The organism is Neisseria sp. CCUG12390, assembly GCF_047837985.1.
GTDB lineage: Bacteria > Pseudomonadota > Gammaproteobacteria > Burkholderiales > Neisseriaceae > Neisseria.
Genome location: NZ_CP181244.1, coordinates 1,839,283 through 1,861,279, shown reverse-complemented (window position 1 = coordinate 1,861,279; position 21,997 = coordinate 1,839,283). Strand labels below are relative to the sequence as shown.

At 48.9% G+C, this 21,997-nt stretch carries 18 protein-coding genes; 11 read left to right on the top strand and 7 right to left on the bottom strand.

The annotated features are described in order from the left end of the window. The first annotated feature begins 623 nt into the window (after nucleotides 1–623). A complete protein-coding gene (locus tag ACM67E_RS08690) occupies nucleotides 624–971 on the top strand; it encodes a TonB family protein (protein ID WP_416191058.1) in 348 nt (115 codons plus the stop codon). A 126-nt stretch (nucleotides 972–1,097) separates the two neighbouring features. Here the strand turns inward: ACM67E_RS08690 and ACM67E_RS08685 are convergent, their stop codons facing one another. After that, nucleotides 1,098–1,919 (bottom strand): pyruvate, water dikinase regulatory protein, encoded by an 822-nt coding sequence (locus ACM67E_RS08685; protein ID WP_416191057.1) that lies wholly within the window; start codon nucleotides 1,917–1,919, stop codon nucleotides 1,098–1,100. Nucleotides 1,920–2,335: 416 nt separating this feature from the next. Between ACM67E_RS08685 and ppsA the strand changes: the two genes are divergently transcribed. Further along, entirely contained in the window at nucleotides 2,336–4,723 is a 2,388-nt protein-coding gene (ppsA, locus tag ACM67E_RS08680) for a phosphoenolpyruvate synthase (RefSeq protein WP_416191056.1), read from the top strand. A gap of 437 nt (nucleotides 4,724–5,160) precedes the next feature. Beyond that, nucleotides 5,161–5,901, top strand: a complete 741-nt coding sequence (locus tag ACM67E_RS08675) for a toxin-antitoxin system YwqK family antitoxin (RefSeq protein WP_416191055.1) — start codon at nucleotides 5,161–5,163, stop codon at nucleotides 5,899–5,901. A 68-nt stretch (nucleotides 5,902–5,969) separates the two neighbouring features. Here the strand turns inward: ACM67E_RS08675 and ACM67E_RS08670 are convergent, their stop codons facing one another. The 3 genes from ACM67E_RS08670 to ACM67E_RS08660 form a co-directional block, all read right to left on the bottom strand. Then, complete coding sequence (locus tag ACM67E_RS08670) at nucleotides 5,970–6,698, bottom strand: IS3 family transposase (RefSeq protein WP_416192763.1); 729 nt, start codon at nucleotides 6,696–6,698, stop codon at nucleotides 5,970–5,972. A gap of 20 nt (nucleotides 6,699–6,718) precedes the next feature. Continuing rightward, complete coding sequence (locus ACM67E_RS08665; protein WP_416191054.1) at nucleotides 6,719–7,210, bottom strand: disulfide bond formation protein B; 492 nt, start codon at nucleotides 7,208–7,210, stop codon at nucleotides 6,719–6,721. A 133-nt stretch (nucleotides 7,211–7,343) separates the two neighbouring features. Next, nucleotides 7,344–9,461: an AsmA family protein gene (locus tag ACM67E_RS08660; protein WP_416191053.1), complete on the bottom strand. Its 2,118-nt coding sequence runs from the start codon at nucleotides 9,459–9,461 to the stop codon at nucleotides 7,344–7,346. 298 nt (nucleotides 9,462–9,759) lie between these two features. On the opposite strand from ACM67E_RS08660, the gene ACM67E_RS08655 reads away from it, so the two are divergent. After that, nucleotides 9,760–10,635, top strand: a complete 876-nt coding sequence (locus ACM67E_RS08655; RefSeq protein ID WP_416191052.1) for a chorismate mutase — start codon at nucleotides 9,760–9,762, stop codon at nucleotides 10,633–10,635. 164 nt (nucleotides 10,636–10,799) lie between these two features. Here ACM67E_RS08655 and ACM67E_RS08650 read toward each other — a convergent pair whose 3' ends face one another. Beyond that, nucleotides 10,800–11,261: a type IV pilin protein gene (locus ACM67E_RS08650; protein WP_416191051.1), complete on the bottom strand. Its 462-nt coding sequence runs from the start codon at nucleotides 11,259–11,261 to the stop codon at nucleotides 10,800–10,802. A 68-nt stretch (nucleotides 11,262–11,329) separates the two neighbouring features. Further along, complete coding sequence (locus ACM67E_RS08645; protein ID WP_416191050.1) at nucleotides 11,330–11,776, bottom strand: type IV pilin protein; 447 nt, start codon at nucleotides 11,774–11,776, stop codon at nucleotides 11,330–11,332. Nucleotides 11,777–12,104: 328 nt separating this feature from the next. On the opposite strand from ACM67E_RS08645, the gene ACM67E_RS08640 reads away from it, so the two are divergent. From ACM67E_RS08640 to ACM67E_RS08630, 3 genes are all read left to right on the top strand, one after another. Next, nucleotides 12,105–13,283 (top strand): efflux RND transporter periplasmic adaptor subunit, encoded by a 1,179-nt coding sequence (locus ACM67E_RS08640; RefSeq protein WP_416191049.1) that lies wholly within the window; start codon nucleotides 12,105–12,107, stop codon nucleotides 13,281–13,283. An 84-nt stretch (nucleotides 13,284–13,367) separates the two neighbouring features. Further along, nucleotides 13,368–15,302: a MacB family efflux pump subunit gene (locus ACM67E_RS08635; protein ID WP_416191048.1), complete on the top strand. Its 1,935-nt coding sequence runs from the start codon at nucleotides 13,368–13,370 to the stop codon at nucleotides 15,300–15,302. A 101-nt stretch (nucleotides 15,303–15,403) separates the two neighbouring features. Further along, complete coding sequence (locus tag ACM67E_RS08630) at nucleotides 15,404–16,795, top strand: TolC family protein (RefSeq protein WP_416191047.1); 1,392 nt, start codon at nucleotides 15,404–15,406, stop codon at nucleotides 16,793–16,795. 389 nt (nucleotides 16,796–17,184) lie between these two features. Here ACM67E_RS08630 and tgt read toward each other — a convergent pair whose 3' ends face one another. Continuing rightward, a complete protein-coding gene (tgt, locus tag ACM67E_RS08625; protein WP_416191046.1) occupies nucleotides 17,185–18,300 on the bottom strand; it encodes a tRNA guanosine(34) transglycosylase Tgt in 1,116 nt (371 codons plus the stop codon). 410 nt (nucleotides 18,301–18,710) lie between these two features. Between tgt and thrS the strand changes: the two genes are divergently transcribed. The 4 genes from thrS (at nucleotide 18,711) to rplT (ending at nucleotide 21,935) form a co-directional block, all read left to right on the top strand. Then, the gene (gene thrS, locus ACM67E_RS08620; protein WP_416191045.1) at nucleotides 18,711–20,618 is read left to right on the top strand and encodes a threonine--tRNA ligase; all 1,908 of its coding nucleotides are present in this window, start codon (nucleotides 18,711–18,713) and stop codon (nucleotides 20,616–20,618) included. 70 nt (nucleotides 20,619–20,688) lie between these two features. Next, the gene (gene infC / locus ACM67E_RS08615; protein WP_416192762.1) at nucleotides 20,689–21,210 is read left to right on the top strand and encodes a translation initiation factor IF-3; all 522 of its coding nucleotides are present in this window, start codon (nucleotides 20,689–20,691) and stop codon (nucleotides 21,208–21,210) included. 155 nt (nucleotides 21,211–21,365) lie between these two features. Beyond that, a complete protein-coding gene (rpmI, locus tag ACM67E_RS08610; protein ID WP_416191044.1) occupies nucleotides 21,366–21,563 on the top strand; it encodes a 50S ribosomal protein L35 in 198 nt (65 codons plus the stop codon). Nucleotides 21,564–21,575: 12 nt separating this feature from the next. Next, on the top strand, nucleotides 21,576–21,935 hold the full coding sequence (gene rplT / locus ACM67E_RS08605; RefSeq protein WP_100564154.1) for a 50S ribosomal protein L20: 360 nt from the start codon (nucleotides 21,576–21,578) through the stop codon (nucleotides 21,933–21,935). The last annotated feature ends 62 nt before the right edge of the window (nucleotides 21,936–21,997 follow it).

The following is a 21,997-nucleotide window of genomic DNA, read 5'->3' as shown; positions in this document are numbered from 1 at the left end:
GCATTTCTATATTATATGGAGGCATAATTCGCTAAAAGCCATGAAGCCTCTTGAAACACATCTCAAATATTACCCAAGCATTCTACACCAATTCGCTTATTTTTTATTCCTACCACACCTATCTCTTAATATCTTATTGCCATAAGATTCAAAATCAGCATTTTTTACCAATTTCAAATCTCCTTGCAATCACGCTTATACACGTGCAACGAAAAAACAACAAAAAATATAATCGGGCTAAAATCAAGATTAACGGTATTTTTATAAAATCTACAATGATTTCTCAAAAATTATCCTTCTTCCTTAATTCAACATCCTTCTTTATGCCATATTTAACTATATGATTTATAATTATTTATTTAAAATTATCCTGATTTAATTTACAACGGAACAGTTAGTGCTTTTCTCATAAAATGCAAACAATTAGAGTAAAAGCTAACAAAATAAAAACCGTTTATCTTGTTTTTGGTTCATTTATCTCTTGAAATTTACAAACAAAAAATGCAAAATGCATCTCAGTAACAGGGAATACAACGTATTCCAAAATAACAAATTCGTCTTCAACCGCGAATAACACATTAACAAAATTACGACAAACGTATTAAACTCACAAGGAAAATATCATGAATATCCGCCGTGTCCTGACAACTGCTTTGACTACCTTAACCATGATGGCAGGTTCCCAATTTGCTCTGGCATCGAATGTCTCATTCTATCAAAAAGCTTCTGAAGCACATGTACCGATTACCGGTAATGTGGCCATGAGTTTTACCATTAATGCAGACGGTGACGTTCACAGTGTCCGAGTAGTACGCAGCAGCGGTTCGATCAGTATTGACGAAAGCGCCATTCAATGGATGGAATCCCAAACCATGAAACCTGTTTTGATTAATGGTATTGCTAAAGACTTCAGCGTCGTTAAAGAAATTAAATTTTCGGAAGATAAGGCTATCCGACAAGCAAGTCTGTGATCCTCTTATTCGTTATTGACTTTAAAGCAAAAAGCACTTTCTCATAGAAAGTGCTTTTTGTATTTTTGTGTATCCCAAAATTAGGGAGGAGGGCAAAACCTCCTTAAAATCTGATTTTCTACAAATTCAGAAACGTCGTTTCAATTGGCAAGCCTGCAAAATATATACTGCCAATTCCTCTACTGACTTGTCAGTAGTATTGGTATAAGGGATGCCGTGACGCTTGAACATCGCTTGTGCATCAGCCACTTCACTACGGCAGGTGTTGAGTTGCGCATAAATTGAGTTAGGACGGCGTTCTTGGCGGATGGCTTGCAAGCGTTCCGGCTGGATGGTCAGGCCGAACAATTTATCTTTATAGGGCTTAACCATACGCGGCAAATCAGTCGATTCCAAATCATCAGGGATCAGCGGATAGTTTGCCGCACGGATACCGTATTGCAGGGCCAGGTATAAGCAGGTCGGTGTTTTACCTGAGCGGGATACCCCCATCAGAATCACATCGGCCTCCTGTAGGTTTTTGTCGCTGACACCGTCATCATGGTTCAGTGAGAAATTTACCGCTTCCATGCGCGCATCATAGCGCTGGGTATTGCCGATACTGTGGTGGCCTTGAGCGGCTTGCGTAGCTTCGGCGTTCAGTTCTTTAGACAACGCGCCCAAAAAGGTTTCAAAGAAATTGATTTGGTAGGCATTGGCCGTTTTAATCAGATTGCGGATTTCGTCGTTTACCACGCTGACGAACGCAATCGGCCGCTCGCCGTTGGCCTCGGCATTGGCGTTGACTTTGGCAATCACTTCCTGCGCTTTTTCAACAGTATTGATGAAAGGGAAGGTGTAGCGTTTGAACTCCAAATGACCGAACTGGTTGAGCAAGGCTTCGCCGATGTTTTCGGCGGTCAGGCCGGTGCGGTCGGAGATATAAAAGATATGGCGGGGCTTGGACATAAAGTTTCTCTTTCTCAAAATGCAGGACTAATCTTTACTATCATAACAAGAGAAATCGTCCGGATAAAGCAGACTGCTTCGAGCTACATCGAATTACAACAAAATTAAATAAATCAAAAATACCAATTTTTTTAAATAAAAAAACAGTTCTTTGAAATTTTCTGCTAATTTGTTCGATTTAAAAGGCCGTATGAATTTCATTAATTTATTTTAAAGCCTATATTTTACAAGGATGTAAAGCAGTACGGCTAAGTTCTGCAAAGTAGATTTCAATCCACTACATGGCTGCAAACCGCAATTTTTCAGACGGCCTGAGCGGTTCCGACCACATAAAACACATGACAGGGACGGTTCTAATGTCTTAGAATAAACAAGCAGATTCATTTCTTTTTTAACACATACGAACTGGATGAAAAATGGCAGCAAACTACGTGATTTGGTTTGAAAACCTACGCATGACCGATGTCGAAAGCGTGGGCGGTAAAAATGCTTCTTTGGGCGAAATGATCAGTCAGCTGACTGAAAAAGGCGTGCGCGTACCGGGCGGTTTTGCAACGACTGCCGATGCGTACCGTGCGTTTTTGGCACACGAAGGCTTAAGCGAGCGTATCTCTGCTGCATTGGCCAAGCTCGATGTTGAAGATGTAGCGGAACTGGCGCGCGTGGGCAAAGAAATCCGCCAATGGATTTTGGACACGCCGTTCCCCGAACAATTAAATGCGGAAATTGAAGAAGCATGGAACAAAATGGTGGCCGATGCCGGTACCGCCGATATTTCCGTAGCCGTGCGCTCGTCTGCTACCGCCGAAGACCTGCCTGATGCCTCGTTTGCCGGCCAGCAGGAAACTTTCCTGAATATCAATGGTTTGGAAAATGTCAAAGAAGCCATGCACCATGTATTCGCTTCTCTGTATAACGACCGCGCCATTTCCTACCGTGTTCACAAAGGCTTTGAACACGATATCGTGGCATTGTCGGCCGGCGTACAGCGTATGGTGCGTTCGGACAGCGGTTCTTCAGGCGTAATGTTCAGTATCGACACGGAATCAGGCTACGATCAAGTGGTGTTCGTTACCTCTTCATACGGCCTTGGCGAAAACGTGGTACAAGGTGCGGTCAACCCTGACGAATTTTACGTCTTCAAGCCGACCCTGAAACAGGGCAAACCGGCAATTTTGCGTAAAACCATGGGCTCCAAGCAAATCAAAATGATTTTTACCGATAAAGCCGAAGCCGGTAAATCCGTAACCAACATCGATGTGCCGGAAGAAGACCGCAACCGCTTCTCGATTACCGATGAAGAAGTGACCGAATTGGCGCATTACGCTCTGACCATCGAAAAACACTACGGCCGTCCCATGGATATCGAATGGGGTCGCGACGGTATCGACGGCAAACTGTATATTCTGCAAGCCCGCCCGGAAACCGTTAAATCACAAGAAGACAGCACGCGCAGCCTGCGCCGCTATGCCATCAGCGGTGAAAAAACCGTATTGTGCGAAGGCCGTGCCATCGGTCAAAAAGTCGGCCAAGGCAAGGTGCGCTTGGTGAAAGACGCTTCGCAAATGGAAAGCGTGGAAGCCGGCGATGTATTGGTAACCGATATGACCGACCCGGATTGGGAGCCGGTGATGAAACGTGCTTCCGCCATCGTTACCAACCGCGGAGGTCGTACCTGTCATGCTGCCATCATTGCGCGTGAGTTAGGTATCCCTGCTGTTGTAGGTTGCGGCAATGCCACCGAATTGCTTTCAGACGGCCAAGAAGTAACTGTTTCCTGCGCTGAGGGTGATACCGGTCTGATTTATGCCGGTTTACTGGATGTGAACGTGACCGATGTCGCTTTGGACAATATGCCGAAAGCTCCGGTCAAAGTGATGATGAACGTCGGTAATCCTGAATTGGCGTTCAGCTTCGCTAATCTGCCGAGCGAAGGTATCGGCTTGGCACGGATGGAATTTATCATCAACCGACAAATCGGTATCCATCCGAAAGCCTTGCTGGAATTTGACAGCCAAGATGACGAACTGAAAGCCGAAATCAGCCGCCGTATTGCCGGTTATGCTTCTCCGGTGGATTTCTACGTTGATAAAATTGCCGAAGGCGTGGCGACATTGGCCGCTTCGGTTTATCCGCGTAAAACCATTGTGCGCATGTCCGACTTCAAATCCAACGAATATGCCGGTTTGGTTGGCGGTACGAAATACGAGCCGCACGAAGAAAACCCGATGTTGGGTTTCCGTGGTGCCGCCCGCTATGTATCGGAAGACTTTGCCGAATGTTTCGCGCTGGAATGTAAAGCCCTCAAACGCGTACGCGATGACATGGGTTTGACCAACGTCGAAATCATGATTCCGTTTGTCCGTACTTTGAGCGAAGCGGAAGCCGTCATCAAAGCCCTCAAAGAAAACGGCCTGGAACGCGGCAAAAACGGCCTGCGTCTGATTATGATGTGCGAAGTGCCGAGCAACGCATTGCTGGCGGAACAGTTCCTGCAATACTTCGATGGCTTCTCTATCGGTTCCAACGACATGACCCAATTGACTTTGGGTGTTGACCGCGACAGCGGCGGTCCGATTGCCGCGACATTCGACGAACGCAACCCTGCCGTAAAAGTAATGTTGCACTTGGCGATTTCTGCCTGTCGCAAGCAAAACAAATATGTCGGCATTTGCGGTCAGGGACCGTCGGATCATCCTGATTTTGCAAAATGGCTGGTGGAAGAAGGCATCGAAAGCGTATCGCTGAACCCGGATACTGTCATTGAAACTTGGCTGTATCTGGCCAATGAGTTGAATAAATAGGCCGTCTGAAAAGTTCGGCTTGAATGAACCGCTCTGTAAAAACAGAGCGGTTTTTTGATATAGTCGTTTAAAATAAAAATAGCATTGCCGGCTCCCTGATGTACCGGGTGTACGCGGTGCTCGCTGTCATTTTCCTTATTTCTATTCTAAATAACTGTATAGGTGTTATGCAGCAAAAGCTCTGAAATTTTAATTTCATAAATCATATTTCTCCTGCTTTATAATTTCGATTATATATAAAATGAATTGGCAATGCAGTTGTAGATTATTTAAATCACAAACATAAAACAATGTACTTAGCAAATTTAGTTGCTTTGTTTTATAATAATTAAATCAAGAAAAGGATACCCTTTCTCCCTCCGGTAGGAATACAGGAATATAAATGAAATCTGAAGGCTTGTTACAATGGTAACGGGCTTTCTTTATGGATAATGAAAATGAACCGGTTTTTGACAATGGGCTTTACAGCAGCGGCAATATCAGCAGTATCTGCAGCAGCTTGGGCACAGCAAACCCATTCCGTGTATTTTAATCAGCAAGGTAAGATAACGGCGACTATGTCTTCCGTGGCCTATGTCCGACAATATAAAGTGAATGCGGGCTTGGCTCAGGTTCAAGATTTTTACTATCCGTCGATGAAGAAATATTCCGATCCGTATCAGGTAAAAACCGATCAAATTAAAATATTCGTACCGGTTTTGGATAACGGTACGCTGACTTTGTGGCATTTCAACGGTCAAAAAAAAATGGTCGGAAGCTATCGCAGCGGCAAGCCTAACGGTGATTGGATAAATTGGTATCCTAACGGTAGAAAGTCAGCGGTAATGCCTTATTCAAACGGCCTGAGCAACGGTACCGGTGCACGCTATTACCGCAATGGTAATAAAGAAAGCGAAATCCAGTTCAAGGATGACAAGGCTAATGGACACTGGAAGCAATGGTATGCCGATGGTAGCCCGAAAACCCAAATGATGATGGTCAATGACGAACCGACGGAAATCATCAGTTGGGATGAAGATGGAAGATTGCTGACTGAAATGTCTTTCATCAATGGCCGCCGAAACGGTATTGTCTTAGACTGGTATGAAGATGGTTCAAAAAAATCGGAATCCGTTTATCAGAATGACCGCCTGGTTAAAAGGACTCATTGGGATCAAGACGGTTTTGAGATTGAATAAAATAATTGGCATAAAGGCCGTCTGAATTTGAACTGTCCCCCAATTCTTGGACAAGTTAAAAATCTTTCTCAAACAGCCTGCTCAAGCTGGGTTCTGTAAGCCACAGGACTCAGCTTTTTTAAATTCAAACTGATACGCTCATGATTGTAGTAATGTATGTAATCATCTATCACTTGGGTCAATTCTGCCACCGATAACGCCCCTTCCTGATAGAAGCTCTCTTCTTTTAATGTACCGAAAAAACTTTCCATCGGCGTATTGTCCCAGCAATTGCCTTTGCGCGACATACTCTGCACAATCCCTTTCTCAGCCGGTTTTATCCGATAAGCCTCAGTTCGGTAAAGTACACCCTGGTCGGAATGCAGCAGCGGCGTTTGCCCTTTCAGACGGCCGAATGCCTTATCCAACATCTGCATGACCATCTTGCTGTCCGGCTTTCTGCTGACCGCATAAGCCACAATCTCGCGGTTGAACACATCCAATATCGGCGATAAGTACAACTTACCGTCGGTACATTTGAACTCAGTCACATCCGTCAGCCATTTGTCTCCCGCCTTATCGGCAGTAAATTCCCGGTTGAGCAGGTTTGCCGATGTTTCTCCCATAGCCGGTGGACGGTAGGCTTTTTTACTGCGCACTTTGGCTTTCAAACCCAATAGTTTCATAATGCGCTGTACTTTCTTTTTGTTCCACGACAATACGGCGCCAGTCCGCCGATGGCCGTAGCGGCCTTTGTGTCGGCGATAGACTTCACTCACTGCCGCTTTGGCTGCCCTGTCGGGATCGGCTTTGCCGATATGGTAATGAAAGCTGCTAACTATATGCGGCGGGTTTTAAGCCACATTGCCCATACCAGCAGCACAACGAAACCGAAATACAGAACGCTCCATACGGGCAGCGCGACGCCGAACACATAATCCGCTTCGGCGCAATTGCCGAAGCCGCGCACGATGGGTTCGTATAAATCGAACAGCGGCCAGTCGCGCAAGCGGAAAGTCCACGGTGCGCCGCAGGCAGGGGCTGTGCCGGGAGGCAGGCTCTGAATCCAGATTTGATAGGCGGCCACACCCATGCCGTAAAGTGCGGGAATGCTGATAAATAATGCGCTGACGGTGCGTGCGGCGGGGGAAGTCTGGCGGTTGAGCGCGGTCAGCAAAGCAACAATGCCGACGGCCAAAACCATCAGACGCTGAAGGATGCACAACACGCAGGGGTTCATGCCGACGACGTATTGCAAAATAAACGAACCGCACGCGGCGGCGGCGGACATGGCCGTAATGCCCCATAAGGTCAGGCGGAATGGATTCATGAGTATGGAAGCCGTTTCAGACGGCCTGTCGGTCGGTTAAAGTCGTTTCATTATAATACGGTTAACTGCATGTCGGAATCGGAATGTATGCAGTCAGGCCGTCTGAAAAAATCCGTTTCAGACGGCCTTGATTTTATTTCCGCTTCGGAATCAGCCAGTTCCATTGTTCGCGCAAGGTGTTTTCCAAGGCTTTCTGTTTTTCTTGCGGCGTTTCCAGACCGTCGGTCAGTTGTGCATAATCCAAGGTAATCGAAGGATTGTGCACCGAGCCTTTGATTTGCAGCGGAACAGGGCGCGAATCGGGATTGCGAGCGTTGTAAATCAAGAGTTCTTCCGATAATTCCTGTTTTTCCAAATCGGTGAAACCGCTGCTGACGACGCGTATGCTGTCGGACAATAATTCGCTGTCGATATGGCGGCTGATGCCTTTTTCAATCACGCTGTTGAGCGAAAAGCGGTGGAACGGCGTTTGCAGATGGTTTTCCGCATCTTTTTTGATGCTGCCGCTTTGCAGGATATTGTTCATGTCGATGCCGTGCCATGCGCCGTCTGAAACGTTCAGGCTGAGCGTGCCGTCCAAAAGCTGCAGCAGGCTGCGGCGGTCTTGGCCTTTGGAGGTCAGGTCGATTACCGCATCGCCCGTGCCGCTGAAGCTGTGAAAACCGAACAAATCCTGCAGCAAGGGGCGGATTTGCACGCCTTGCGCGTTTTGCTGCAAATGGTAGGAAACCGGTATCGTGTTCGCCATGCTGATGCCGCCTTCCGTGCGGCCGCCGTATAAGCCGGCCTTGAAATTGCTGAATGCGATGCGCTGGCGGTTGGCTGAAATCAGCGTTTCGACGTTATCTAGTTGCAGCCCCGGGAAACCCATATTGCCGATTTTAACCTGCGCTTCGATGTCGGGCAGGCTGTCGTCATTGAGAAACTCGGGGTAAATATTGCCCGATTGCGCTTCCAAATCTTCCCAGTAGGGGGCAAGGGAGAGCTTTTGCAAGGCAAGGCCGGCTTCCAGCAGGGGCGGCCGGTCGGCCTGACGGGTGTATTTGACGGTCAGCGCAGCAGGCTCTCGGTCGAAATAGCCGGTAAACCTGCCTTGCCAATGCTGCCAACCGGTCATGTGGAAGCTGCCGTTTAATAAACTGATGTAGCGCGGGCGCGGCGCAAGGTTGACCGTGTTCTGTATGCTGGTGATGTGGACGGCATCGGACTTCAGGCCGTTGGCTTTTTGCCAGACCACAGGGCCTGCAACCGAAAGACTGGTCTGTAACGAACCGTTTCTATGATTGGCATTCAGCCTGAAACCGTCTAAAGATGCGCGGCTGCCGGAGAGTTCGGTCTGATTCAGCTTCAAAGAGCCGCTCCATTGGGCGGCATCATTGCCGGCGGTAAACGCGCCGCTGAGCGTATCGACGGATACACGATCATGGCGGAACGTCATTCGCGGCACTTGCGCGCTCAGGTGGAAATCACGGTAGGAACCGTCAGCGCGTAAAGCCAGATTGTCCGCACGCAGCAGGCTTTCCTGAGCCTGCCAAACCAGTGCGCTGTCGGCTTCGAGCTTAATCGTTTCATCATTCAGACGGCCTTCGGCGGCTAAATGGAATTTCGGAATTTTCCAGCCGCCAGCCGCCGTTTCCAATAAACCCGAACCCTGCCAGGAAACGGGCATACTGCCATGGTTGAAACGGCCGTACACGCTGAATTCGCGCACGCCCGAATCAGGTGCTTTGGCATTCAGGCCGAATTGTTCAATGCGGTATTCGCCGTCAGCCAGGCGCAGCCTAAGCGTGCTGTTTTCGATAATCAGTCGGTTGAGGCCGGCTTTGCCGCTTTGCTGCCAAATATCCTGCAGGTTCCATTTGCCGCCGCTTGTGCGCTGCAAAACGGCATTGGCACCGGAAACCACCCATTTTTCGATAACCGGTTTGTCTGTCCACAGGCTTTGCCAGCTGATGCCGATGCGCATTTCTTTGATATGGATGGCTGTGGCGGTGTTTTGGGGTTGGCTGACAATCAGATTTTTTAATGTAACGGTCGGACGTGGAAACAGGTTGCGCGCGACGCTTTTATCGAAACGGATGCTGCGTCCGGTTTGCCCCAAACCTTCTTGGGCGAATTGGCGGATGCGGTCGTTGCTGAGAAAATGGTAAACCGAAGCATACAGGCCGACAAACATTAAAAACAATGCCAGCAGGCCGAAAAATACGGTTTTCAGCCAAAATTTTCCTGAATTCAGCAAACGGTTTGTCATAATCGTGAAAAGCATAGGATTGAGCGTCGAGTATAGCACACGCCTGCCGTGCCCCTGCGAATGTAATGATGAAAGGTAGATAATTTATCCGATTGCGGAATATGCCTGTATGGCGGCGTCTGCACATTATCTGGGACAAAAGGCCGTCTGAAAAAACGGGAGGGTTTTCAGACGGCCTTTGCTTATTTATTTTGGCGTTCTGAAAATACGGAACGAACGGCGTGCGGCCGGACTTATTCAGGCCGTCTGAAAAGTCGAATTATGTTAATATCGGATTCTCAAGATCAGGGAGCGGAAAATGATTATTGTGATGCAGAAACAGGCTTCGACAGCGGCGGTGGCGCGTGTGATCGAGTATATCCGCAGCCGGGGTTTGCAGGAACATGTTTCCCAAGGCGAAGAGCGTACCATTATCGGCGCGGTTGGTGACGAACGCGTGTTCCATCCGAATGAGCTGGAGCGTCTGCCTCAGGTGGAACGGGCGATTCGGGTGTTGAACGATTGGAAAATCATCAGCCGCGAAACGCAGCCGGAGGACAGCCGGATTACGGTTCGGGGCGTGGTATTCGGCGGTGGAAAAATGCTGGATATTGCCGTCGGGTTCAAACCGGATGCCGATGCGGTGTTTATCGACCCGTTTTTTATGTCGGCCAGGCCGTATGCCGATGTGGACAACAGCAGCGAAAAAGCGCAAATCGATGTCATGCGGCAGGAAGTGGCACGCATTCACGAGGCGGGCAAGCCCGTGCTGGTACGGATTCGCGATGTGCGCCAACTCGAAGCGGCATTGTCCGCGCAGGCGGATATCCTTTATTTGGGTGGCGAATTGATGAGCAACCGTGCCTTGCAGGACGAGGTAGGCCGTCTGAACACGCCTGTGGTGTTGTGCAAAGACAAGCACCACCGTGTCGATGACTGGCTGGTTGCGGCTGAACATATTGCTTTGCGCGGCAACCACCATATTGTTTTGGGTGAGGCGGGAACGTTGAGTTTCGAGCCGGAACATGCGTATCGGCTGGATGTGGATGCCATCGTACGTGTGCGCAAAGTGACCCGTCTGCCGGTGATTGCGAACATTACCGGATTGTGGCACAGCGATATGCCGCAGGAAGTGTTGTACCGTTTGGCGGTGGCTTCGGGTGCAAACGGGGTGGTGAGTACGCTGGACGTGTAATCAGCCGCGAAAGCGTGTTTGTATCATATTGATTTATTTGAGCTTTATCCGCAAAGCTGCTGACGGATTAAAGATTTCTACATCAAGGCCGTCTGAAATTATACCTTTGTAAATTTCAGACGGCCTTTGTGATATACGGCATGGAATCAAGGTTCGGCGAAGATTTAAGGCTGGTATATCTCGCACTCTTTGTCTGCACTTTGGCCTTTGAAGAATGTGCCATCGTCATCGCAAGAATTGGTCGAGCTTTCACAGATAAAAGCCGTTAGCGATTCATCGACTTTCAAAATGCGCGGTTCATGCTGCTTGTCGAAAGCGACTGCTTTCAAGGTGAATTTACTGTCGTGCGCACCTTTTGCATTGTTATTGGGACGGATGCAGAACTTATCGGTCGCGTTGACGGGGAGGTCGGGCCATGTGGTCGATGTCTTTTTGAATGAGCCGGCTTGCAGGTAAAAACGCTCCATAAATTGGGCATTTTGCATCAATACTGCGTGGACAGCGCGTAAATCTGCCTTTTTGGTGTAGTTTTGATAAGCCGGATAAGAGATGGCAGCCAAGATACCGAGCATGGCGATGACGATTAACAGCTGAACCAAAGAGAAACCGTATTGTGAAAACCGCATTTTATAGTTACTTTTATGATGTTTATTTAAGTAAGTATATTATGAGATTTTAATTTTTGTGTAAATCACTATGGTGATTTTTGGGTATCGTTTGTTTCGATGTGAGGTTCTTCGTAACCGGGGCAGGCTTGGCCTGATTCACCGGTTGCCCAAAAAATACCGCTGTCGCTCATATAGACCGAACAGGGTTCGGCTTTTTTGTCAATGGGTGTGGCTTTTAAGATGAAACCGGCATCTGAGGGGTTTGGCTGCACATCTGGGCCATCATCGAAAGAAATATCGAAATAAGTATTGTCTATTAAAGTATCATTGCTAAAGCCGACAAACGTCCCCTTTTGCGTATAAAAACGCTCCAGATTTTTCGCGTTTTGCGCCAATTCGCTGCGCACATTTGCCAAACGCGTGCTGCGGATAAAGGATTGGTAGGAGGGCATGGCGATGGTGGCAAGGATGGCCAGAATGACGATGGTGATCAGAAGCTCGACAAGGGTAAAGCCGGAATGTGTTTTTTTCATGGTTAACTATCAGTATTGTTATATTTAATGGTTTTTTTGAAGGGATTTGTCGGCTGCTATTATAAATTCTTTCTTGCATTTGGTATGTATGGATAAATACCGAATTTGGGAAAATATGTAAAAAGGGTGCAAGATTCTGGAAAAGTCGGTTTTATAAATTCTTTTATAAACATGATGTTATATGGTTTAAATTATTCAGACGGCCTTGGCTGGAAAAATGAAATCCAGTAAAATTTTTTCGTTTTTAAAATTTATTCCGAATAACTGTTGGCATTGTGCGACAAAATATCAAACGTCGGATGCGGACACACAAATCAGGTATGGCAACATGACAAAAATAATCAAATGGATCATCGGTACGGCGGTTTTGCTTGCGGTGGCTTATGCGGCTTGGCTCTATTTCAAGCCGGCCAATAAGGTCGATTATATTACCGAGACGGTGAAGCGTTCCGGTATCCGCCAAACGGTATCCGCCACAGGCGAAATCTCGCCGTCGAATCTGGTGGAAGTGGGTGCGCAGGCCTCGGGTCAGATTAAAAAGCTGTATGTCAAACTGGGTCAGGAAATCCGCAAAGGCGACCGAATCGCCGACATTGATTCCACGACCCAAACCAATACCCTGAATACCGAAAAAGCCAAGCTCGATACCTATAAGGCGCAATTGGCATCGGCGGAAATCGCCTTGCGCAGTGCCGATAAGAAATACAGACGCGAAACGGCTTTATGGAAGGAAGACGCTACGTCCAAACAGGAGCTGGAAGATGCGGAAGATGCACTGGCTGCCGCCAAAGCGCAAGTGACGCAGTTGAAATCTTCTATCCGTCAAACGCAGATTTCCATCAATACTGCCGAAGCCGATTTGGGCTACACCCGTATTGTCGCTCCGATGGACGGCACGGTCGTAGCCATTCCGGTGGAGGAAGGGCAAACCGTCAATGCCAATCAGACCACGCCGACGATTATCCAATTGGCCAATTTGGAAACCATGCTCAATAAAATGCAAATTGCCGAGGGCGACATTACTAAGGTCAAACCCGGCCAGCCGATTTCATTTACCATCTTATCCGAATCGGATACCCCGTTTACCGCGCAACTGGAAAGTATCGACCCCGGTCTGACCACCATGTCGCAAGGCAGCTACAGCAACAGTACCGACACCACTGAAAACGCGATTTACTATTATGCCCGCGCTTTGGTGCCGAATGCCGAAAGAAAACTGGCTATCGGTATGACGACGCAAAACACCATTGAAATCAATGCGGTGGAAAATGTGCTGACGGTGCCGACCATCACCATTAAAAGAGACGGAAACGGCAAGTCTTTCGTACGCGTATTGGCGGCGGACGGCCAAGCTGTGCGCAAAGACATTACCACCGGTTTGAAAGACAGCATGAACACCGAAGTGAAAAGCGGTTTGAACGAGGGAGACAAAGTCATCGTATCCGAAATGAACGCAGCCGAAAAAGCGCAGAGCAGCCGACGCGGCATGGGGCGTCCGCCGATGTAATGAAGCATCCGGCACAGGCCGTCTGAACAGATAGCAGATTATTTTTCAGACGGCCTCATACAAACCCTCACTTTGGTAACGAACATGAGTTTAATTGAATGCACTGACATCAACCGCTATTTCGGCAGCGGCGAAAACCGCGTCCACGTTTTGAAAAACGTGAGCCTGAAAGTGGAAAAAGGTGATTTTGTGGCGATTATCGGCCAATCCGGTTCGGGCAAATCCACCTTGATGAACATACTCGGCTGCCTCGACAGCGCGACTTCGGGTTCTTACAAAATCGACGGCATCGAAACCTCGCAGATGAACCCCGACCAACTGGCCGCCTTGCGCCGCAGCCGCTTCGGTTTTATTTTCCAACGCTACAACCTGCTCGGTTCGCTCAACGCGCGTGACAATGTCGCGCTGCCTGCGGTGTATGTCGGTGTCGACCACAAAGAGCGCAACAAGCGCGCGGAAAAGCTGTTGCACGATCTGGGTTTGCAGACCAAAGAAGGCAACAAACCCAGTGAATTGTCCGGCGGCCAGCAGCAGCGCGTATCGATTGCGCGCGCTTTGATGAACGGCGGCGAGATTATTTTTGCCGACGAACCGACCGGCGCATTGGATACCGCCAGCGGCCAAAACGTGATGGAAATCCTGCATAAGCTGCATTCAGACGGCCACACCATCATTATGGTGACGCACGATCCGGGTATCGCTGCCAATGCCAACCGCGTGGTTGAAATCCGCGACGGCGAGATTATTTCCGATACCAGCAAATCCGCCGACATTCCGACCAGCCAAGTGCGGGCGGTCAAAGAAAAGGCATCGTGGTCGTTTTATTACGATCAGTTTATGGAAGCCTTCAAAATGTCGGTGCAGGCGATTTATGCGCACAAAATGCGTTCACTGCTGACCATGCTCGGCATCATCATCGGTATTGCCTCGGTGGTGTCGGTGGTGGCTTTGGGCAACGGTTCGCAGCAAAAAATCATGGCCGATATCAACGCAATGGGTACCAACACCATCACCATTTTTCCCGGTAAAGGCTTCGGTGACCGGCGTTCCGGCCGGATTAAAACGCTGACGATTGAAGATGCCTTAGTCATCGGCAAACAAAGCTATGTCGCTTCCGCTACGCCGCAAACGTCTGCCGGCGGCACCATGACCTACCGCAACACCGATTTGACCGGCCAGCTTTACGGTGTGGGCGAACAGTATTTCGATGTGCGTGGCCTGACCTTGGCCGAAGGGCGGTTGTTTGACGAGAGCGATGTCAAAGAAGACGCGCAAGTGGTGGTGATTGACAAAAACACCAAAAACAAACTTTTCGGCGATGTGGATCCGTTGGGCAAGGTTTTACTGTTTAAAAAACGGCCGCTGACCGTCATCGGCATCATGGATGACCAGACCAACAATTTCGGCAGCTCCGACAGCTTGATGCTGTGGTCGCCTTATACCACCGTGATGCACCAGATTACCGGCGAGAGCCACACCAATTCGATTATCGTCAAAGTCAAAGACGAGGCCGACAGCCAAGTGGCCGAAAAAGGCCTGACCGAATTGCTGACCGTACGCCACGGCACGGAAGACTTTTTCATGCGCAACAGCGACAGCATCAAGCAAACCGTCGAATCGACCATGGGCACGATGACTTTGCTGATTTCCAGCATTGCCTTGATTTCGCTGGTGGTCGGCGGTATCGGCGTGATGAACATCATGCTGGTGTCGGTAACGGAGCGAACCAAAGAAATCGGCGTGCGCATGGCGATTGGCGCACGGCGCAGCAATATTTTGCAGCAGTTTCTGATTGAGGCCGTCTTAATCTGCCTCATCGGCGGTTTGGTCGGTTTGGCGATTTCGGGCGTCATCGGCTTGGTGTTCAATCACTTCGTCACCGATTTCCCGATGAGTTTCTCCACGCTCTCGATTGTCGGCGCGGTGTTGTGTTCCACCGTCATCGGCGTGGCCTTCGGTTTTATGCCGGCCAACCGCGCGTCGCAACTCAATCCGATTGATGCCTTGGCGCAAGATTAACTTTTTCAGACGGCCTTTTGGTCGGAAACAGGGTAGGTTGGGTTGAGACCCGACATATTTCTGAAGTGGTTTAAAAGGCCGTCTGAAAACGAAAGTAAAAAATGAATATTCCATACCGCAAAACCTTTTTTCAGACGGCCTCCGTTATCGCCGTATCCTCGGCCTTAAGCGCGTGTGCGGTCAATCCCAAAGTCGATACACCGAGCGTGAACAACAACGCCCACATCATGAGCGAGGCCGAAACCGCCGAACGTTACCGGATTAACGGCGACTGGTGGGAAATCTATCAAAACGCCCAGCTCAACGCCGTGGTTCGGCAGGCCTTGGGCAACAACATCGATTTGAAACAGGCTGCGATTTCGGTCAACCGTGCTCTGTATCAGGCCAATATTTTGGGGGCGGATCTGGTGCCGTCGTTTAACGGTTCGCTCGGCGCATCCACTTCCCAAAACCTGAAATCCGGCGGCAGCAACAACAGTTTCAGCAGCCAATTGGGCTTGAGTTATGAACTCGACTTGTGGAAGCGGTTGAGTGCGACAGCCGATGCGCAAGTGTGGGAATACCGCGCCACGCAGGAAGATTTGGCCAACACGCGTCTGACCTTGGTGAACAATGTCGCCGATGCCTATTTCAACATCGCCTACCTCAACGAAGCCATCGCATTGACGCAGCAATCGTTGAAGCAATATCAGGAAATCGCCCGCATTGCCGACGCCAAATACCGCCACGGCAAGGCCGACTCCAGCCAAAGCACGCAGGCGCGGCAATCTTTATTGAGCGCACAAAACAATCTCTTGTCGCTGCAAAACAGCCGTGACGCAGTAGAACAAACCCTGCGTAACCTGCTCAACCTGAAGCCGGGCGAAACCATCGCCGCCGAGCCGTCGGCATACCGTCTGCTGGCGGTTAAAGGCGTGGATTTGAACGTACCGATTTCGGTGTTGGCCAACCGCCCCGATTTGCGTGCGGCGGAATACCGTTTGCAGTCGTCGGTGCAGACGCTGGCGGCGCAGCAGCGCAGTTGGTATCCGAGCATTACCCTGGGTGCGAGTTTAAGTACGTCTTCCGGCAAGGCACGTACCATGTTCGATGTGCCGTTACTGGGTGGTTCGGCAAGAATCAACCTGCCGTTTTTGGACTGGCAGACGCTGAAATGGGAAGACAAAGACGCCCAAGCACGTTTCGACAGCGCAAAACTGAATTTTGAAGAAACCCTCACGACCGCGCTCAACGAAGTCAACACCAACTATCTGGCCTACCAAAACGCCCAAGCCACGCTGAAAAACACCCGTCAACGCTATGCGCTGGATCAGAAAAACAGCCGCTATTACCAAGTCCGCTACCAATACGGTAAAAACGAGCTGAAAGACTGGCTCGAAGCCCTGAACAGCGAATACGGTTCGGCGCAAAATGTGCTGAACCAACGCTATGAGGCTCTGAAATATGAAAACATGGTGTATAAAGCGATGGCAGGACGTTATACGCCGAAGTAAGGTTTGAATTGGAGCAGAAAGGCCGTCTGAAAAAGTATTGATATTTTCAGACGGCCTTCCCTTTAATGAAGGTGTTTGGGCTACGGTCGGAGAATTTTTTGCAAAGGAAACATGCCGAGACCTTTGCGGAATCGGAAAATATTCAAAATCTCTAATCCTCCATTCCTGCACAGTCGAGAATCCGGACTTGTCGGTTGCCGAAATATTTAGTCATTACAGAAGGTTAGGATTCTGAATTTCCGTCTGGTGGCGAGACATGGCGGACTTGCGCCGTTAATGACAGGCATAAATTTTTGGGTTTAAGTTGAGTTTTGCAAAAGAAACAGGCCGTCTGAAAAGCGTATCTTTTCAGACGGCCTGCTCTTGTTTCAACTATAAAAATATGCCCGTCAATCCGTGCCGCGCGCGCGGTTTTCGTGGAACTTGGCCTGCCAGTCGGCAAATTTTCCCTGCTCGATGGCTTCACGCATTTCTTCCATAATGACCTGATAAAAATGCAGATTATGGATGGTGTTTAACTGCGCACCGAGAATTTCGCCCGCTTTGTGCAGATGATAAAGATAGGCGCGGCTGAAATTTTGACAGGCGTAGCAGGTACAGCTTTCATCCAGCGGACGGGTGTCGAGCTTGTGTTTGGCGTTTTTGATTTTGATGTCGCCGAAGCGGGTGAAAATCCAGCCGTTGCGGGCGTTGCGCGTGGGCATCACGCAGTCGAACATGTCCACGCCGTGCGCCACGCCGTACACCAAATCCTTGGGCGTGCCCACGCCCATCAGGTAATGTGGTTTGTGGGCGGGCAGGATCGGGCCGACGGCGCGCAGCATGCGGTACATTTCGGGTTTGGGTTCGCCCACGCTCAGGCCACCGATGGCCAAACCGGGGAAATCAAGTTCTTCCAAACCGCGCAGCGATTCTTCGCGCAGGTCTTCATACATCGCGCCCTGTACGATGCCGAACAGGGCATTCGGGTTTTTCAGGTCTTCGAACGCTTTTTTGCTGCGTTCCGCCCAGCGCAGGCTCATTTGCAGCGATTTTCTGGCCTGTTCGTGCGTGGCTTCGCCCGGCGTGCATTCGTCGAGCTGCATGGCGATGTCGGAATTCAGCACGGTTTGGATTTTCATGGAGATTTCGGGCGAGAGAAACAGTTTGTCGCCGTTAATCGGGCTTTTGAAGGTGCAGCCTTCTTCGGTGAGCTTGCGCATATCGGAAAGGGAAAATACTTGGAAACCGCCCGAATCGGTAAGAATCGGTTTGTCCCAGCCGATAAATTTGTGCAGGCCGCCGAACTGTTCGATGACTTCCAAACCCGGCCGCAGCCACAAGTGATAAGTGTTGCCCAAAATGATTTGGGCTTTAATGTCATACAGGTTCTGCGGGGTCATGGCTTTGACCGAGCCGTAAGTGCCGACGGGCATGAACACGGGCGTTTCGATTTTGCCGTGGTTGAGTTCGAGTGTGCCGCGGCGGGCATGGCCGTCGGTTTTGTGGAGGGTGAATTTCAGCATGTTGGCATGGCGGATTTAGTAAAGGGTCAATTATAACTGATAACCGGATTGAAGGTTGTTTCGGGTTGTCAAAGGGCTTCAGTTTGAGCGCGCTGTTTCCCTGTGCGGAGTCAGGCGGTTTCTATACGGGCAGCAAAAGGAAACTTAACGGTTTGATTTCAGACGGCCTACCGGTTGGTTTGTACTTTTGCCGCAACAGCAGCAAGGGGCACGGTAAGCATTCGGCCGGCAGCTTGCTAATTAATCGGCAGGCATTATATAATTCGCAAGATTAGCTTTTCTTGCGCATTTGAATAAAATAGACAGGCTGCAATCATCTTATCAAACGATTTTCAGGCAATTTGCATTGTTGAATAAATATAAAATCATGCCGTCTGAAAACAAATGTAACTGACCCCCCGGAGTTTTGAATGTTAAACATTACCTTGCCTGACGGATCCGTCCGCCAATATGAATCACCCGTAACCGTTGCCCAAATCGCGGCTTCCATCGGTTCAGGGTTGGCGAAGGCAACCGTGGCAGGTAAGGTTAACGGCCAGCTTGTGGATGCAGGGGATCCGATTACTGAAGATTCAAGCGTACAAATCATTACCCCGAAAGACAAAGAGGGCGTAGAAATTATCCGCCACTCATGCGCCCATTTGATCGGCCACGCGGTGAAGCAGCTTTATCCCAATGCCAAAATGGTGATTGGGCCGGTGATTGAAGACGGCTTTTACTACGACATTGCTACAGAAAAACCGTTTACGCCGGAAGATGTGGCCGCCATCGAAAACCGCATGAAAGAATTGATTGCGCAGGACTACGATGTGGTTAAAATCATGACCCCGCGCGAAGAAACCATTAAAATCTTTGCCGATCGTGGCGAAGAATACAAGTTGCGTCTGATTGAAGACATGCCCGAAGTGGAAGCGATGGGTATGTATCACCACCAAGAATATGTGGACATGTGCCGCGGGCCGCACGTGCCGAATACGCGTTTCCTGAAAAATTTCAAGCTGACCAAATTGGCCGGTGCCTACTGGCGTGGCGACAGTAATAACGAAATGCTGCAACGCATCTACGGCACCGCATGGGCGAGCAAAGACGAATTGAAAGCCTATATCCAGCGCATCGAAGAAGCGGAAAAGCGCGACCACCGCAAGTTGGGCAAGCAATTGGATTTGTTCCATCTGCAAGACGAGGCACCGGGTATGGTGTTTTGGCATCCGAAAGGCTGGGCTTTGTGGCAGGCGATTGAGCAGCATATGCGCAAAGAGTTGGATGCGGCAGGTTATAAAGAAGTCAAAACCCCGCAGATTATGGATAAGACCTTTTGGGAGCAGTCCGGCCATTGGGATAACTACAAAGACAATATGTTCCTGACTAATTCGGAAAAACGCGAATATGCCGTAAAACCGATGAATTGTCCGGGGCATGTGCAGATTTTCAATAACGGTCTGCGTTCTTACCGTGATTTGCCCATGCGTTTGGCAGAGTTTGGCTCTTGCCACCGTAATGAACCGAGTGGTGCATTGCACGGTTTGATGCGTGTGCGTGGTTTTGTGCAAGACGATGCGCATATTTTCTGTACCGAGGATCAAATCGTAGAAGAAGCGCGTGCATTTAATGAATTGTTGGTGCGTATTTACAGGCAATTCGGCTTCCATGATGTGGCAGTAAAATTGTCGTTGCGTCCTGAAAAACGTGCCGGTTCCGATGAGATCTGGGATAAAGCCGAGCAAGGCTTGCGTGATGCGCTGACTGCTTGCGAAGTGGAATGGGAAGAGTTGCCCGGCGAAGGCGCTTTTTATGGCCCGAAAATCGAGTATCATGTCAAGGATGCTTTAGGGCGTTCATGGCAGTGCGGTACCTTGCAGTTGGATTTTGTATTGCCGGAGCGTTTGGATGCTGAGTACGTAACGGAGAATAACGACCGTGCCCGGCCGGTAATGTTGCACCGTGCAATTTTAGGTTCGTTAGAGCGTTTTATCGGCATTTTGATTGAAAACCATGCCGGTTCGTTCCCGTTATGGTTGGCTCCGGTGCAAATGGTGATTATGAACATCACGGAAAAACAAGCCGATTATTGCCGTGAAGTGGCGGCTAAGTTGCAAGCAGCCGGCCTGCGTGTCGAATTGGATTTGCGTAATGAAAAAATCGGTTACAAAATCCGCGATAACAGCCAATACCGCTTTCCATATCAAATCGTGGTCGGCGACAAGGAAATGCAGGATGGCAAAGTTGCTGTGCGCCGTAAAGCAGAAGATTTAGGTTCGTTGGATTTAAATGATTTCATTGCTCAACTGAAGCAGGAAATTACCGATTCGATATTATAAATTTTATTTTTAAGAAGAGCCTGTTACCTGGTCAGGTAGGCATATATACTAATAGTTTAAAAGGAGTATCATCATCGCTCAAGAACGCGAAGCACGAATCAACGGCGAAATTACTGCTAAAGAAGTGCGATTAATCAGTGATTCAGGCGAACAGCTTGGTGTTGTGTCTGTTCGTGAGGCTTTGGCTATGGCTGAGGAACAGGATGTAGATTTGGTGGAGATTTCTCCTACTGCGAAACCTCCTGTGTGTAAGCTTATGGATTTTGGTAAATACAAATACCAGCAAGCCAAAAAGCGTGACGAAGCCAAGAAAAATCAGAAGCAGGTGCAGATTAAAGAAATCAAATTCCGTCCGGGTACCGACGAAGGTGATTATCAAATCAAAATGCGCAATATTAAGCGTTTTTTGGAAGATGGTGATAAAGTAAAAGTCACCTTACGTTTCCGTGGGCGTGAAATGGCGCACCAGCAATTGGGAGCCCAGCTTTTGGAGCGTGTAAAAGAGGATTTGGTTGAATTGGCGCAAATCGAGTCTTTCCCGAAAATGGAAGGCCGTCAAATGGTCATGATGATTGCGCCAAAGAAAAAATAAAGTTATAATTCTCAGCTTGCTTCGGATGCTGCACGAAGCAAGCTTCCTTATGGCAGCAAAAACCGTGGTATTTGGGATATAAGTGTTTGAACTTTAGGATTTTAATAGTTTCAAGACCCCCTCATGCCTTATCTAAAAACAAATGGAGTTTTCCCATGCCTAAAATGAAAACCAAGTCTAGCGCGAAAAAACGCTTTAAAGTACTGGGTAACGGTGGTGTAAAGCGCGGTCATGCGTTCAAAAGTCATATTTTGACCAAAAAAACCACTAAAACGAAACGTCAATTGCGCGGTACCGCTATGGTAAATGAGCGTGATTTGGCTGCTGTTGCTAAAATGTTACCTTACGCTTAAGGAGTTTAAAGTATGCCACGCGTAAAACGCGGTGTAACCGCTCGTGCCCGTCACCAAAAAATCTTCGCTTTAGCCAAAGGTTATCGCGGTCGTCGTAAAAATGTATATCGCGTTGCCAAGCAAGCGGTAATGAAAGCCGGTCAGTATGCCTACCGTGACCGTCGCCAACGCAAACGCCAATTCCGCCAGTTGTGGATTGTGCGTATTAATGCCGGTGCGCGCGAAAACGGTCTGTCTTACAGCAAATTTATGAATGGCCTGAAACGTGCTTCTATCGAAATCGACCGCAAAGTATTGGCTGATTTGGCTGTATTCGACAAGGCTGCATTTGCACAATTGGTTGAAAAAGCCAAAGGTGCCCTGGCTGCTTAATGCGACAAGTTTGAAAAAGGAAACTTCGGTTTCCTTTTTTTATTGTTAAAAATTCTATGTGG